This is a genomic window from Streptomyces sp. NPDC033229, from assembly GCF_055576875.1.
In genome coordinates this window covers 1-13565 of record NZ_JBVIQR010000034.1, presented here as the reverse complement: position 1 = coordinate 13565, position 13565 = coordinate 1, and the positions used below count along the sequence as shown (strand labels likewise).

13 protein-coding genes and 1 tRNA gene are annotated in these 13565 nt (G+C 67.8%); 7 read left to right on the top strand and 7 right to left on the bottom strand.

Features of this window, described 5'->3' with window-relative positions:
• Positions 1 to 506 precede the first annotated feature (506 nt).
• Positions 507 to 926, top strand: a complete 420-nt coding sequence (locus tag ACZ53N_RS26360; protein ID WP_469143278.1) for a hypothetical protein — start codon at positions 507 to 509, stop codon at positions 924 to 926.
• Between the two features lie 211 nt (positions 927 to 1137).
• On the opposite strand, the gene ACZ53N_RS26355 is transcribed toward ACZ53N_RS26360, so the two are convergent.
• Positions 1138 to 1932, bottom strand: a complete 795-nt coding sequence (locus ACZ53N_RS26355; RefSeq protein ID WP_469143277.1) for a dioxygenase family protein — start codon at positions 1930 to 1932, stop codon at positions 1138 to 1140.
• A gap of 117 nt (positions 1933 to 2049) precedes the next feature.
• Here ACZ53N_RS26355 and ACZ53N_RS26350 point away from each other — a divergent pair, with 117 nt between their 5' ends.
• Positions 2050 to 2556, top strand: a complete 507-nt coding sequence (locus ACZ53N_RS26350) for a MarR family winged helix-turn-helix transcriptional regulator (protein WP_469143276.1) — start codon at positions 2050 to 2052, stop codon at positions 2554 to 2556.
• Between the two features lie 159 nt (positions 2557 to 2715).
• On the opposite strand, the gene ACZ53N_RS26345 is transcribed toward ACZ53N_RS26350, so the two are convergent.
• The gene (locus ACZ53N_RS26345; RefSeq protein ID WP_469143275.1) at positions 2716 to 4236 is read right to left on the bottom strand and encodes an MFS transporter; all 1521 of its coding nucleotides are present in this window, start codon (positions 4234 to 4236) and stop codon (positions 2716 to 2718) included.
• Positions 4237 to 4428: 192 nt separating this feature from the next.
• Positions 4429 to 5055 carry a TetR/AcrR family transcriptional regulator gene (locus ACZ53N_RS26340; protein WP_469143274.1) on the bottom strand — a complete coding sequence of 209 codons (627 nt, stop codon included), beginning with the start codon at positions 5053 to 5055 and terminating at the stop codon, positions 4429 to 4431.
• Between the two features lie 260 nt (positions 5056 to 5315).
• Between ACZ53N_RS26340 and ACZ53N_RS26335 the strand changes: the two genes are divergently transcribed.
• Positions 5316 to 6593, top strand: a complete 1278-nt coding sequence (locus ACZ53N_RS26335) for a M6 family metalloprotease domain-containing protein (protein ID WP_469143273.1) — start codon at positions 5316 to 5318, stop codon at positions 6591 to 6593.
• Positions 6594 to 6661: 68 nt separating this feature from the next.
• Positions 6662 to 6734 (top strand) — tRNA-Arg (locus ACZ53N_RS26330).
• A gap of 96 nt (positions 6735 to 6830) precedes the next feature.
• Here ACZ53N_RS26330 and ACZ53N_RS26325 read toward each other — a convergent pair.
• Positions 6831 to 8429, bottom strand: coding sequence for a tyrosine-type recombinase/integrase (locus ACZ53N_RS26325; protein ID WP_469143272.1), 1599 nt, complete (start codon positions 8427 to 8429; stop codon positions 6831 to 6833).
• 174 nt (positions 8430 to 8603) lie between these two features.
• On the opposite strand from ACZ53N_RS26325, the gene ACZ53N_RS26320 reads away from it, so the two are divergent.
• Positions 8604 to 8798, top strand: coding sequence for a helix-turn-helix domain-containing protein (locus tag ACZ53N_RS26320; RefSeq protein ID WP_469143271.1), 195 nt, complete (start codon positions 8604 to 8606; stop codon positions 8796 to 8798).
• Between the two features lie 262 nt (positions 8799 to 9060).
• On the top strand, positions 9061 to 10077 hold the full coding sequence (locus ACZ53N_RS26315; protein WP_469143270.1) for a recombinase zinc ribbon domain-containing protein: 1017 nt from the start codon (positions 9061 to 9063) through the stop codon (positions 10075 to 10077).
• Between the two features lie 56 nt (positions 10078 to 10133).
• Here ACZ53N_RS26315 and ACZ53N_RS26310 read toward each other — a convergent pair whose 3' ends face one another.
• Both ACZ53N_RS26310 and ACZ53N_RS26305 read right to left on the bottom strand, forming a co-directional pair.
• Positions 10134 to 10952, bottom strand: coding sequence for an IclR family transcriptional regulator domain-containing protein (locus tag ACZ53N_RS26310; RefSeq protein WP_469143269.1), 819 nt, complete (start codon positions 10950 to 10952; stop codon positions 10134 to 10136).
• A gap of 117 nt (positions 10953 to 11069) precedes the next feature.
• A complete protein-coding gene (locus ACZ53N_RS26305; RefSeq protein ID WP_469143268.1) occupies positions 11070 to 12014 on the bottom strand; it encodes a quinone oxidoreductase family protein in 945 nt (314 codons plus the stop codon).
• A 324-nt stretch (positions 12015 to 12338) separates the two neighbouring features.
• Between ACZ53N_RS26305 and ACZ53N_RS26300 the strand changes: the two genes are divergently transcribed.
• Positions 12339 to 12647, top strand: coding sequence for a WhiB family transcriptional regulator (locus ACZ53N_RS26300; RefSeq protein ID WP_469143267.1), 309 nt, complete (start codon positions 12339 to 12341; stop codon positions 12645 to 12647).
• 377 nt (positions 12648 to 13024) lie between these two features.
• Here ACZ53N_RS26300 and ACZ53N_RS26295 read toward each other — a convergent pair whose 3' ends face one another.
• A complete protein-coding gene (locus ACZ53N_RS26295) occupies positions 13025 to 13318 on the bottom strand; it encodes a hypothetical protein (RefSeq protein ID WP_469143266.1) in 294 nt (97 codons plus the stop codon).
• Between the last annotated feature and the right edge of the window lie 247 nt (positions 13319 to 13565).

Genomic DNA, 13565 nt, shown 5'->3' with positions numbered 1-13565 from the left:
AAAGAACGACTGGAATCCGGACAGAATTCCCGCGAGTCTTCTTCATTTTTCTGATCATGCAGTACCCTGTCCGGCCGCAGAGGGTGGGCAGCCGCTGCCGGAGCCAACGGAAGCGCAGGTCAGACCCGGTCCCGAGGCCGACCCCACCGCTGTCACCGCCCCCCGCGAACCGCTGTCACCGCCGGGTCCGTGAGACGGCCGTCACCTTCGACACCACTCCGTTTAACCGGATCTCACGGGCTCACGCCGATCAACACCGACACCGGAGCCGATCAACACCGACTGACGCCGGAGGAGTGCCGCCACTGGCGGCTCTCCTACCCCACAAGACGGCCCGTACCGCGCTCCGGTTGCCCAGGAAGTCCCGGAAAGCCGGATTCTTCACCGCGACCGCTCGACGCCGGGGCCCCGTCGGCCACCCGTGATCGAGTTGCCGCCGCCCGAACGCGGGTGTGCCCTGGTGGGAAGGGGTGGGGCGAGAGAGACAAGAAGCAAAGGAGCCCGCCATGCCGACGCACCCGGCCCTGCCAGGCCACCACCGTCACGAAGGCCCGGGTCCGGTCACCGGGATTTCGCACCGCACATCCCGGTCCGCCTGGGCGGTACCCGTCACCGGCGGCGTCGTCCTCGGTCTGTACACCGTCTTCCTCGCCGACGACAACGGCGCCTCCACATTGCGCGCCTGGATGATCGGCCTCGTCGCGGGGCTGGTCGCCATGGGCGCCGGATACGTACTGATCAAGGAACGGGCCAAGATGATCGCCGAGGTCAGGGCCGCGGCGTTCGGCGCACTGTTCGGCATCAGCCTCGGCTTCCTCTACAGCCTCACCCAGGTCTCGGTGCTGCGCGCCTCGCTGTTCGGGTTCTTCCTGGGCGGGGCGATGGCCGTGGTCTCGTACTACGTCTTCTACATGCACGAGCACTGAGGCCTGGCCGGCAGGCAGCGGGTCCGCCTGCGGTGGCGAGCACCCTGCGGGCGCGCCCTCAAACGCCGGCCGGGCTGGTTGGCCGAGCTCAGCCGACCAGCCCGTCCGGCGCTTGAGGACACAGCAGCCCGTCCGGCGTTTGAGGACACCGCCGCGCAGCGGTGGTGCGGACGACGCGGCCCGCAGCCGAAGACCCGCCGCCGGACGGGCTCTACCCGAACTGCACCGAGCGCTTCGCGAGCCCCATCCAGAATCCGTCGATGACGGCGCGCTGCCGGTCGAGTTCGTCCTCGGCGGCGCCCAACGTGACGAAGAGCGGGGCGAAGTGCTCGGTGCGCGGGTGCGCCAGGCGCCCTGCCGGGGACTTGTTCTCGAAGTCCAGCAGCGCGTCGACGTCCTGCCCGTCCAGGGCCTCGCGCCCCCACGCGTCGAACTCCGCCGACCAAGCGGGCGGTTCGGACCCCGCGTGTCGCAGCGCCGCCAGGTTGTGGGTGAAGAACCCGCTGCCGACGATCAGCACCCCCTCGTCCCGCAGCGGTGCCAGCTTGCGTCCGATCTCCATCAGCCGCCGCGGGTCGAGCGTCGGCATGGACACCTGGAGCACGGGGATGTCGGCGCCCGGGTACATCTCCACCAGTGGCACATACGCGCCGTGGTCGAGACCCCGGTCCGGGATGTCCTGCACGGGCGTACCGGCGCCGCGCAGCGTCTTGCGCACCCGCTCGGCCAGCTCCGGGGCGCCCGGGGCGGCGTACCGGACGCGGTAGTAGTGCTCCGGGAAGCCCCAGAAGTCGTAAACGAGCGGCACCGTCTCCGTCGCACCGAGGGCGAGCGGGGCCTCTTCCCAGTGAGCGGAGATCATCAGTATGGCGGTGGGCCGGGGCAGCCCGGCGGACCAGGCGGCGAGCTGGCCGGTCCACAGCTCGTCGTCGGCGAGAGGTGGCGCGCCGTGGGACAGGTAGAGCGCGGGCATCCGCCCGCCGGTCGGGGTCGCGGTGGCCGGCATGGACCCTCCAGAGTGCTCATACTTGAACTATCAACCTCTACCCCTGAACCCTAGACCCACATCATTGAAACTTCAAGCATTCGCTTCGGAGGAAGCACGGATGACACAGTGGATGGCATGACCAACCAATCTGCGGGGGGCCCGCCCGAGCCCCGCTGGCTCAGCGACCAGGAGCAGGCCGTCTGGCGGGCGTACCTGCACGCCACGACGCTCCTCGAGGATCATCTCGACCGTCAGCTCCAGCGCGACGCCGGAATGCCGCACGTCTACTACGGCCTGCTGGTGCACCTCTCCCAGGCGCCCCGCCACCGGCTCCGGATGACCGAGCTCGCCCAGGACGCCAAGATCACCCGCTCCCGGCTCTCGCACGCGGTCGCCCGCCTGGAGAAGAACGGCTGGGTCCGGCGCGAGGACTGCCCCTCCGACAAGCGCGGCCAGCTGGCCGTTCTGACGGACGAGGGGTACGAGATGCTGAAGAGGTCGGCCCCCGGCCATGTCGCCGCCGTCCGGGCGGCCATCTTCGACCGTCTCACGCCGCAGCAGGTGGCCCAGCTCGGCGACATCTGCCGGACCATCCAGGCAGGCCTCCAGCCCGAGGGCGGCGACCTCCCGTGGACCCGCTGATGCGCTTAGCCACCCCGGCCCGTCGCAGGACCGCCGGGCAACGCGAAGGCCCCCCGCCGTGACGGCGAGGGGCCTTGCCTGTGCCCGGGGCCCTGCGGGGTGGGGATCAACCGATGCCCACCCGGTAGGACTCAGTCGGACACTCAGTGCGTCAGGGACTCAGTGCGCCATGACCGGGATCTTCTCGACGCTCTCGCCGACACCGTCGCCCGCACCCGCACCGGAGGAGGCCGACGGGCCGCCCTGGTGACCGGCGTTGACGAAGGCGACCGCGACGGCCGCGGCCAGCGTGAGGAGACCGGCGGCCCACCAGATCGCGGTGGAGTAGCCGTGCACCATCGAGTTCAGCTGGAGCAGCTTCGGGTTGTCCGCGCCCGCCTTGTGCGACGTGATGTAGGCGGTGGTGGCGCTGGCGGCGATGGTGTTGAGCAGCGCGGTACCGATGGCGCCACCGACCTGCTGCGAGGTGTTGACCATCGCGGAGGCGACACCGGCGTCACGGGCCTGGACGCCGTGCGTGGACAGGCTCATGGCCGGCATGAAAGCCGTACCCATGCCGAGGCCCATCATGAGCAGACCGGGCAGGACGACGAAGGTGTACGAGCTGTCCAGGCTGATCCGCGTGAGCAGCACCATGCCGATGGCCGCGAGCAGGAAGCCCGGGCCCATCAGCCAGCGCGCCGGGACGCGGGTCATCAGCCGGGCACCGATCTGCGTGGAACCGGCGATCATCGTGGCGATCATCGGCAGGAACGCGAGACCGGTCTTGACCGGCGAGTAGCCTCGGACGACCTGCAGGTAGTAGGTCAGGAAGAGGAACAGGCCGAACATCGCGATGGCGGCGAGACCGAGGGAGACGTAGACGCCGCCCCGGTTGCGGTCGGTGAGCACGCGCAGCGGCAGCAGCGGGGCCTTGACCTTCTTCTCCACGACCAGGAAGGCGGACAGCAGCACCGCCGAGGCGACGAAGAGGCCGATGGTGATGCCGGACGTCCAGCCGTCGGACTCGGCGCGGGTGAAGCCGTAGACGAGCGAGACCAGGCCGAGGGTGGCCAGGATGACGCCGGGGACGTCGAGCTTCGAGGGGTTGCGGCTGCCGGCGGGCTCGTGGATCACGGCGATCGCGCCGAGCGCGGCGACGACGGCGAAGGGGATGTTCACGAAGAACGTCCAGCGCCAGTTCAGGTACTCGGTGAACAGACCGCCGAGGATGAGGCCGACGCCACCACCGGCACCGGCGATGGCACCGAAGATGCCGAACGCCTTGGCGCGCTCCTTCGCCTCGGTGAACAGCACGGCGAGCAGCGACAGCGCCGCCGGCGCGAGCAGCGCGCCGAAGACACCCTGCAGTGCGCGGGCGCCCAGCAGCATCCCGGTGTTGACCGCGGCACCACCGAGGGCGGAGGCGGCCGCGAAGCCGATCAGACCGACGACGAACGCGCGCTTACGGCCCCACAGGTCGGAGACCCGGCCGCCGAAGAGCAGCAGTCCGCCGAAGGCGAGGGCGTAGGCCGTGATGACCCACTGCCGGTTGCCGTCCGAGATCCCGAGGTCGTCCTGGGCGGAGGGCAGCGCGATGTTCACGATGGTCGCGTCGAGGACGACCATCAGCTGGGCGAGGGCGATGAATATGAGCGCTTTCCAGCGCCTGGGGTCAGGAGTGGTGGCGGAGTCTTGCATGGAACGGCCTGCCTAAACGGTGCGAAGGGCGGTACGAGGAGGGGGGTGAGGCGAAGTCAAAGGCGGTCGTGGCTGCCAAAGGTGGTCGTGGCTGCGGACGGCACGGTCCGGAGAGACACGGCCATAAGGGGCACGGTCCGGCTGCCGTACCGGACGGAACCAGCCATGACGCGGGTGCTTACTTGCGGGTGCTTACTTATGGCGCAGGTCCTGCAAGGTCGCGGCGCAGCCGGGAAGGCGGGAACGCGCCGGTGCCATCAACCCGTCCAGGAACAGCTGGAGATGCCGGTGCACGAACTGATCGAAGTTCACACAGCCGCTACCGGGCAACGGCCTGGTGAGCTGAGTGAGCGCCACCATCAGGTCGCCGACCGCGATGTCGTCGCGCAACTGCCCGGCAGCGCGGGCCGCGGCCATCAACGCCTCGGTGTCACGCTCGAGTCGGTCACGGGCCTCGACCAGGTCCGGGTGCTCATGGTCGACGCCGTCGGCGAGCAACGGACAGAGCGCACCGATGCGCTCGTCGGCCGCGGCATGGACGAAGCGCCTCAACGCGAGGAAAGCATCGGGCTCCTCAGCTCGTGCAGTCTCGGCCTGTTCCGCGATGCGGGCCATCACCGAGAGGGTGACATGGTGGATCAGCTCATAGCGATCCGTGAAGTGCCGGTACAGCGTGGCATTGCCGACCCCGGCCCGTCGAGCGATTTCATCGAGGTGGACATCGGCCCCGTGCTCGACGAGCGTCTCGCGGGCGGCGGCGATGATCCGCTCCCGGTTGCGCAGGGCGTCGGCACGGAGGCGGGGCTGCGGTGCTGCCACGGCGGGCACTCCTTTCGATTCGGGTTCCGATCCGGTTCAGGTAACCGGGGAGAAGTTCCCCGTTTCACGGGAACGCTTCGTTAAACGGGGAGATCCTCCCCGGATATTTCACCTCCGGTTGTGACGTGCACCTCACCCGGCCCGGTGGCCACCCATGCCCCATCTGCCGCACTCCAGCGGGCGGCCGAACACGCAGCGGCACAGGGTGGACACAGAGAGCACCCGGGTCGCGGGTCGCATGCGCCACGGAGGTGACCGACATGAAATCCCTGGCCATGGTGGTCATGGTGATCACCGCACTGGCGCTCACCTCACCCGTGCCCTCCCAGGCGGACGCGCCCCCGGCCGTCTCCGGGGCGGACACCGCCGAACACGCCCCGGACATGACGGGCCGGCTCCCCTCCGGCCCCTGCGCGCTCACCACGGTCACCGACGACGTGTCCGAGGGCTCCCACACGCCCCGCGGCTACGCGCGGTCCAGCGGCACGGTCCGGGCCGTCACCTTCCTGATCGACTTCCCCGACGCCCCCGCCCAGGTGCCCCCGCAGCAGCGTTACGCCGAGTTCTTCCCGGCCGTCACCGACTACTACCGCGCCAGCTCCTACGGCCGGCTCGACTACCGCTCCACCCCGGTCCTGCGCTGGATCCGCATGTCACACCCCTACGAGTCGTACGGCCTGGAACGCGGCGCCCCCTTCGACGTGGACCGCGACGACGGCTACCACGCCATCTCGCGCGAGATCCTGGCCGCCGTCGACCACACCGTCGATTTCCGGCACTTCGACCTCATCAACGTCCTGGCCACGGCCAACGCCGGCCCGCCCGCCATCGAGGACGTCCGGTCCGTGACCTTCGCCGGAACCCCCACCGGGCTGCGCGCGGACGACGGCGCCCACTTCAAGAACGTCTCCTTCATCTGGAGCAGCCAGACCGGCAACAGCCCCTACCGCGTCCTCAACCACGAGAACGCCCACAGCTTCGGCCTCCCCGACCTCTACTACGCCCGCAACAACAACCCGCTGGACACCCCCGTCGGCCACTGGGACCTCATGGACGAGGACTGGGGCCCGTCCAACGACTTCCTGGCCTGGCACAAGTGGAAGCTCGGCTGGCTGGCCCCCGACCAGGTCCACTGCGTCGACACCCCCGGCACCCGCACCCTGACCCTCACCCCCACCTCGGTCGACGGCGGCCCCAAACTGGTCGTCGTCCCCCTCTCCCCCACCCGCGCCATCACCCTCGAAGCCCGCACCCCCGGCCTCCTGGACCACACGGTCTGCCGCCCCGGCGTCCTCGTCACCACCATCGCCTCGGACATCCGCACCGGCTCCGGCCCGATCCGCACCTCGGACGCCACCCCGCACAGCCCCGGCTGCTACACCGAGGACCCCAACGTGAACGCGTCCCTGAGCGACGCGACCTACGTGGCGGGCCAGCGCTGCGCGGCGGCCGGCGTCACCGTCGAGGTCCTGGGCCAGGACGAGGCGGGCAACTGGCAGGTAACCCTGACGACCACCCCTCGCCCCCGCCGGGTATGACCCCACCGCCAAGATGCCCGGCACCCTGACCCGCCCACCCCACCACCCGCTACACTGACGGCGGCCCCGCCTCCGTAGCTCAGGGGATAGAGCACCGCTCTCCTAAAGCGGGTGTCGGCAGTTCGAATCTGCCCGGGGGCACATTGCCTGACCAGGCAAAAGGTATTGAGAAGGACCCCCGGACTCAGTCCGGGGGTCCTTTTTGTCCCCCGATGGGGACAGGGTGGGGACACGCTGTCAGGCTGCTGCCGCAGTGGGGACGGCGGCCTCCTCGGTGGGGACAGCGAGCGGCCCAGTGGGGACAGGCTCGGGATCGGTGGGGACAAGCATCAGCAAAGGCTTGGGCGGCTCGGGGCTCTGGGCGGACACAGCCTGCCGGGGCACAAGTTCCAGGGGGGCATCGGCTGCGGCCTGCTCGAACTGGGGCATCAGCGAGGTGTACGTGTCGGCGGTCAGGCTGTAGGAGCTGTGGCCGAGTAGCACCTGGATGGCCTTCATGGACAGGCCAGCCGCGAGGCTGAGCGAGGCGGCGCAGTGGCGCAGGTCGTGGAGGCGGATGGGTGGGAGGCCCAGGCGCTTGAGGATCCGGTCGAAGACCTGGGAGACGTAGTCGGGGTGGTACGGCGCGCCGTTGTCCTGGGTGAAGACGAGACCACTGTTGACCCAGGTGCCCGCCTTCTCGTGTTCGATACGGCGGGCCTGTTGGTGCTCGCGTACGGCGATGAGCAGTTGGTGGGTGGCGGTGTCGAGGCGCAGGGTGCGTTTGCCGCTTCGGGATTTGGGGGTGTCTTCCCAGACTTCGTAGCTGGAGTCGGTGACCAGTTGTTCGGCGACGCGGATGATGCCGGTGGTGAGGTCGGTCTCGGTCCAGGGCAGGCCGCAGCTTTCGCCTCTGCGGGTGCCTCGGAAGGTCTGGAGGTGCCACATGGGGTAGAGCGGGTGCTCGACCACCTCGTCGAGGAAGCGGCCGGTCTGCTCGGGGGTCCACACCATGACGGGAGAGGGCTTCTCGCCGGTCTCTTTCCAGCGCGCGACGCGTTCGTCGGTCCATACCAGTGCCTCGGGGCGCTCGTAGGTGGGCAGGACGACGCCGTCGCACCAGTTCTCGGTGATCAGCTTCTCGGCGACGGCGGCCTTGAGGGCTCCGGAGAGGGTCTTGAGGAATTTCAGCTGCCGCCCGGGGCCAGTGTCCTGGCGCGGCTTGGTGCGGGCTTCCTTGAGGGCGGCGCGGGCTGCGTTCCAGCGTTCGCGGAGCTCTGGCGGCCGGGGCCGGCCAGCGTTGCGCCACGCTTTGTGTGCGGCGTCGCAGGCGGCTTTGGCCTGCTGGGCGGCGAGGCGGTTTTTCTCCCGTATCTCGTTCTCGGCCCAGATGGCTGCGAAGACCTCTTGGATGTGCCGGGTGCGGAGGTCGCGCATCAGCATGTGGCCGAGGGCGGGGATGAAGACCTTTTCCAGGATGTCCTCGTAGTCGCTGCGGGTGCTGCGCTTGAGGTCGACTCGCTTGTTGAACCAGCGGCGCAGGTACTGGGCGACGGTCTCCTTGGAGTCGACGTCCTGGCCGGCTCTGTCTTCATCCCAGAGCTTCTGGCCTGCCTTTTTGGCCTCGTCCTGGGTGTTGAAGCCGCCCTTGCGGGGGCGGCGGCGCTTGCCGCCGGGGCCGTCGGGGAGTTTGACGTAGTAGTACCAGGTGCCGTGGTTGCTGCGTTTGAGGAGCTTGCAGTCGGAGCCGATCTGCCGGGTCTTCGGTTTGCCGTCGGCGCCGAGGACCGGTGTGCCGGTCGTGTCCAGGACTGGCTCTTTGCAGGCGCACCGCTTGTAGGTACTTCCGTCGAACACGCATCCCCCTGGGGTAGCTGGGTTTGTCTTGCGTGTCGGCATCTTGCTGTAACGAACGTTTTTTGCCGTTCGAGGCCGTATCCTTCCGGTCAGGTGGCGCGGGGAAGAGGGATGTGACCACCTTTGTCGTCTTCTGTGGGCCAGGCTGCTGTGCTTGTTAGTGAGCGTGGCGGGATGTCGCTGGAGGAGCTTCGGGGACTGCCGACTGCGGTGAGCGTGGTGACGGCGGCACGGGCGTTGGGCGTGAGCCGGGATACGGCGTACAAGCTGGTGCGGGCGGGGAAGTTTCCTGCCCAGACGTTCATGGTCGGAGAGATACGGAAGGTAGCCACGGCTTCGCTGTGGAAGGTGTTGGGCGTGCATCCGTAGCCAATTGGACGATCACCTATTCGCAGCACGGAGGGGCCTGACACCCCCGGCCCCTCCCAGGTCTGACGCCTTTCGGCGGAACTGGATCACTGTTGCTGCGAGATACGTCACACCCCACGGGGTACATGTGGCCTGACGTGCACCTTTCACCCCATCTGCATGGCTGGCGCCCCAGGTATGGAAAGGTTGGCAATCCAATCCAGGTAGATTACCTATTCGGAGCTGGAGAGCCGCCTGGCAGGAGGTGGCTGGCTCCTGCTGGATGGAGAAGTACATGGGCGCGCGGCTGTATGGGTTCAAAGCTGGCGCGGTGATCCCTGCGGAAGCTCGGGCTCTCCGCTTGGCCGCCTCACGTCTGTTTGCTGGTGAGAAGCCCGCCGACGTGAACGCCTGGGTGAACAGTCAGGGCTACCGCACGACCCTGGGAAACCCGTGGCGCACCGAGGGTCTGATCAAGGCGCTCTCCCACCCTCAGCTGGCGGGCCTCGACAAGGATGGCGAGCCGATCGAGGGGGCGGAGATCATTCTCTCCGTCGCGGAGCGCCGCAAGCTCCTGGCGCTGTTCGCCGCGCTCAAGAGGCCTGCGCCGGAGGAACCGGCCGACCCGTATGAATACCTCCTGACCGGCGAGGCGGCCTCGTGTGACCGGTGCGGCCACGCGATGGTCTCCAACCGGGTGAAGGTGGGAGGTCCGCCCCAGTACCGCTGTCCGGCTCCGGGACCCAACGGCACGTCGTGCGGCGGGGTTTCCATCACCGCCGAGCGGCTTGAGGAGCCGGTGACAGAGCAGGTCCTCGCTGAGCTGTTGCGGCCCAAGGCCCAGGAGCGGATTGCGGCTCTGCTGGGCGACGTTAAGGACGAGTTGGGAAGGCTTGAGGCGTTCGTCAAGGACGCCGAGGCCGAAGGTGTGCGCTTGCGGGAGCTGCGCCAGGAGAAGGTGTTGAGCGCGGCGGCGCATGAGGCGGCGCGGAAGGCTCTGCAGAAGCAGGTGAAGGACGCGCAGACGCGCATCTGGTTCCTGGATCAGATGGTGGTAAGCGTGCCCTCGGGCGGAGTGGATGATTTGATCAGGTGGTGGGAGACAGCGCCGATCGCGTCCCGCCGGGCTCTGATCCGCCTGGAGATGGAGACGATTCGGGTGCTCCCTGGTCGTCGCGGCCGCGGCTCGGCACCTGGCGACCGCATCAATATCGTCTGGCGCAAGCCTGCGAAGACCGTGCGCGCCACGAAGGCCAGGCTGCCAAAGCGGAGAGCAGTGCGGTCTGACGCGGCCGTCTGATCGCGTGTTCGCAAAAGGCCGTTCCCCGCTGCGGGGAACGGCCTTTTGCGAACACGCTAGGCGCAGAGCAGGGAGAGTTCGGCGGCTGCGGTCAAGGTCGCACGGATCAAGGGCGTCAGGTCGGTCGGCATGGCCTTCGAGGGAAGGCGCAGGAGTGCTGCGCCGCAGATGAGTTGGCCGCTCAGGACGGGTGCGGCTATGGAGTCCCAGTCCTCTACGCACTCTTCGCGGCCAATGGCATAGCCCCGTTTCCGTACGTCTTCCAAGGAGGCTTCCAGTGCGGCTGAGTCGAGCGTTCCGGGGCTGGCCCCGTCGGGGATCGGCTCCGTGAGGACTTTGGTGCGGATGTAGAGCGGGGAATGGGCGAGGATGACCCGCCCTGAGGCGCAGGTGCGCAGCGATCGGCTGCGGTGCACCATCTCCAGCCAGTCGCGTTCCATCTTGTGCTGCTGGCTGGGGACAAAAGCCAAACAGAAGCGGTGGTTGCCGGCTGCTGAGTAGTAGCTCGCCAGGCCGCCTGTCTCCTGGCTCAGGGACTTCAGGACCGAGTCGACGGCGATGGGGTCGGGGGTGTGAGCCGTCGTCGACTGCATGCCCAGCATGGCGAGGGCCGCTCCGAGTCGGTATCGGCCGTGGCCGACCTTCTCGAAGACGCCGCGTTTGCGACCGGCTTTCATCGCTCGAAGTACCGTGTACCTGTCGAGGCCGGATTCCTTGGTGATTTCGGCGAGCTTGTGGGCTTCGCCGGGGAGCCTGCCAAAGGCGCAAAGGACAGTGAAGACTTTGTCTTGTGCTGTGATCTCGTCTTCAGCCTCTGCGGGCTCTTCACCGGTCTCTGCGAGCTCTTCTTCAGAGCTGGTGGCGATGCTGCTCAAAATCGTCCTCAGGCACGAGCTGCGTCACACTCCCGAGGCCACAGCATTCTTTCTCTTCCGTTCCCGCCGGTCTCCCGACATCCTGCACAGATTACTACGCGGTAGCTTGATCGACTTTCAGTAGTAGTACTTGATGGCTGCTACATCGAGAAATACCTTGCCGGGCATGCGGGCGTCCAGGGCCTCGTGGGCGAGGTTCGCGTGCTCAAGCATGTAGCGACGGCTGGTGGGGGTCTTCACGGCACCCGACTCGACCGCGTCGAAGAGCATCTGCATGGTCTGCTCGACGGCGAAGAGGTTGCGCAGAAGGTCAGGGAGCCAGAAGCCGTTGAGCTGCTTGGTCCCGAACATCAGCTTGCTCTTGACGTTTTCCTGCTCACGCGAGGAACAGCCGTCGATGACCATGCGCCCGCGGAATGACAGAGCGTCCAGGGTGGCGGTGAACAGCCGCCCGCCTACCAACTCCAGAGCAGCATCGACTGGCCCGTCGGCTGCGGCGCGGATGCGGTCCGCGAGGCCCTCGATCTTGGAGGAGTCCACTACAGCGTCGGCGCCGAGGTCGCGGGCGATCTGGAGCCTCTCCTCGTCGTCGTCCATGGCCACGACCAGGCAGCCGTGCAGCTTGGCGAACTGAATGGCGAAGGTGCCCAGCGGGCTCGCGGCGCACGGGATGAGTACCTTTTCGTAGGACTGGATCTTGAGCACGGTGGTCAGCATGTGCCAGGCCGACTGGCCGTCTACCACCAGCGCCAGGGCTTGTTCGTCCGTTACTCCGTCCGGGATTTCCCAGCGAAGCCCCTGGTGCACCAGGGCCTTTTCCGCGTAGGCACCCTCGCTCGTGAGCGCCACGATCCTCTGGCCGTCGCGCGTGTACCCGACCAGTTCCCTGCCGGGCACGAAGGGGAACTTGAGGGGGGAGACGTAGGAGTCCTCCCTCATGAGGACGTCGGCGGAGTTGACGCCCGCCAGCACGACGCTGACCAGCTCGTGCGCCGCGAGCGGCTCAGGTTCAACGTAGTCGTGAGGCTCTAGCACCTCCGGCCCGCCGGCGTTCCGCGCCATGATTGCTCGCACCTGTACTCCGCCTCTCGCTTGCTTGCTTCGCGGCAAACATTAAGCGGTCTCCGGGGGCGTCTTTCTCAAATTGCGCGTGGCGCACTTCGATCATGATCGGCCTCCCCATAGTTGCGCCTGACGCACTTTGATCTTGTTCGCCACGCCCCATATTGCGCCTGGTGAAATATGGGATTCCAGCCTTGCGGGATGACGTATACATAGTCACCGGCGGTGCCGCCGGAAAGTAGCGCACGGCTAATTACTTGCGCGAAGCAAGATTGGGTTTCCGGTGCTGCCCGGCGCAGCGCCGACTGGGGACGAAGAGGCAACGTGATAGACCGGCAGCGCATTATTGCGCTCGCGCAGCAACCTCGCGATTGGGAGGCGGACGACCTCGCGGCCGGGCAGCGGGTTATGGGGTTGGGCCTGTGGCATCACGAGGGCAACTCGCTCGCGCGCCCGATCATGTGGAGTGAGGCGGCCTGCTGCGGCCTTCCGGAAGACCACGAGCCGCTGTCGCAGAGGGATGCCCGGCGCCTGTGCATGTTGTGCCCGATCGAAGAGGACTGTCGCGCAGCCCTGACCGTGGGGGCGCCCGCGGGCGTGCGGGAATGGCGGGAGCTGGTGGACGCCGCGTGACGTGCCGCCCGCCCGGATGCGGGCGCCCGGGCCGCACCGTGCGTCCGAGAAGCTGGCGAGCCCGGGTGGGCTTCAGCCCGAGCTGAGCGCCCCCCCCTCGGGCCGGCGGCAGGCACCTGAAGGCGGGAGCGGCCTGCGGCTACCGGCGCTCCCTCACGACTGGGGCCCGGAGCCGGAAGAGCGGTCGGCGATCACCTCGAGTCAGCGGGAGCGATCGGGGTGTCTTTCGCGCAGCCCTCCGAGATGACTCGGCCGGGCGGTCCCCGGCCGAGGGGCGAGGCCGGAGCAGGTCACCCATCTCCCCCGTAGCGCGGGCGCGTTCAGACCCTGTTCGTAGCTCACTGCCGCCACTGACGCCCCAGGCTGATACGGAATGCCTAGTCCTCGTAGTCGTGGCCGATCAGGGTAGCGAGCAGTGCCTCCACTACCTCCTCCTGTTGTGGGTGCGTCACCTCCCTGACCACACCGTTCACCCACGGGCCGGTGCCGTTCGGCTTGATGCTGACGACATTGATGTCGTCAGCACTGGTATTGCCCGAGGAGAGGGCGGATACGGGGATGCGCTTGGCGTCGACCAGGTCCAAAACGTCGGCGGCGTGAGCCGGTGCAGTCACCGCCAGCAGAATGCCGGTTCCGGCGGCCAGAACGAGACTGCGCGAGATCATCTTCATGGGCTGTGTAACGACCGGATTATCCGTTCGTCACCGTTGGCACCTACCCGGGAAGTCTCCCGTGCGGGCGGTGCCATTCAGCGCGTGGCGCGCTCGACGGCCAGGATTTCCGACACGCCCTCATCGTGATCGGGGTCACTCGCCCACGGCGGCGCCCTAGACGAGTCATTCCGATGTGATCAGTGGTCATAAGCGATCAAGGAGCGTATGACGGGCTGGCCGGTCTTGTGGTTGTGCCAGATCGCGG

Coding starts and splice junctions, on each gene's coding strand:
- ACZ53N_RS26355 (WP_469143277.1), bottom strand. CDS start 1,932: ATGCCGGCCACCGCGACCCCGACCGGCGGGCGGATGCCCGCGCTCTAC.
- ACZ53N_RS26305 (WP_469143268.1), bottom strand. CDS start 12,014: ATGGCGCGGAACGCCGGCGGGCCGGAGGTGCTAGAGCCTCACGACTAC.
- ACZ53N_RS26295 (WP_469143266.1), bottom strand. CDS start 13,318: ATGAAGATGATCTCGCGCAGTCTCGTTCTGGCCGCCGGAACCGGCATT.
- ACZ53N_RS26315 (WP_469143270.1), top strand. CDS start 9,061: ATGGAGAAGTACATGGGCGCGCGGCTGTATGGGTTCAAAGCTGGCGCG.
- ACZ53N_RS26320 (WP_469143271.1), top strand. CDS start 8,604: ATGTCGCTGGAGGAGCTTCGGGGACTGCCGACTGCGGTGAGCGTGGTG.
- ACZ53N_RS26360 (WP_469143278.1), top strand. CDS start 507: ATGCCGACGCACCCGGCCCTGCCAGGCCACCACCGTCACGAAGGCCCG.
- ACZ53N_RS26350 (WP_469143276.1), top strand. CDS start 2,050: ATGACCAACCAATCTGCGGGGGGCCCGCCCGAGCCCCGCTGGCTCAGC.
- ACZ53N_RS26345 (WP_469143275.1), bottom strand. CDS start 4,236: ATGCAAGACTCCGCCACCACTCCTGACCCCAGGCGCTGGAAAGCGCTC.
- ACZ53N_RS26335 (WP_469143273.1), top strand. CDS start 5,316: ATGAAATCCCTGGCCATGGTGGTCATGGTGATCACCGCACTGGCGCTC.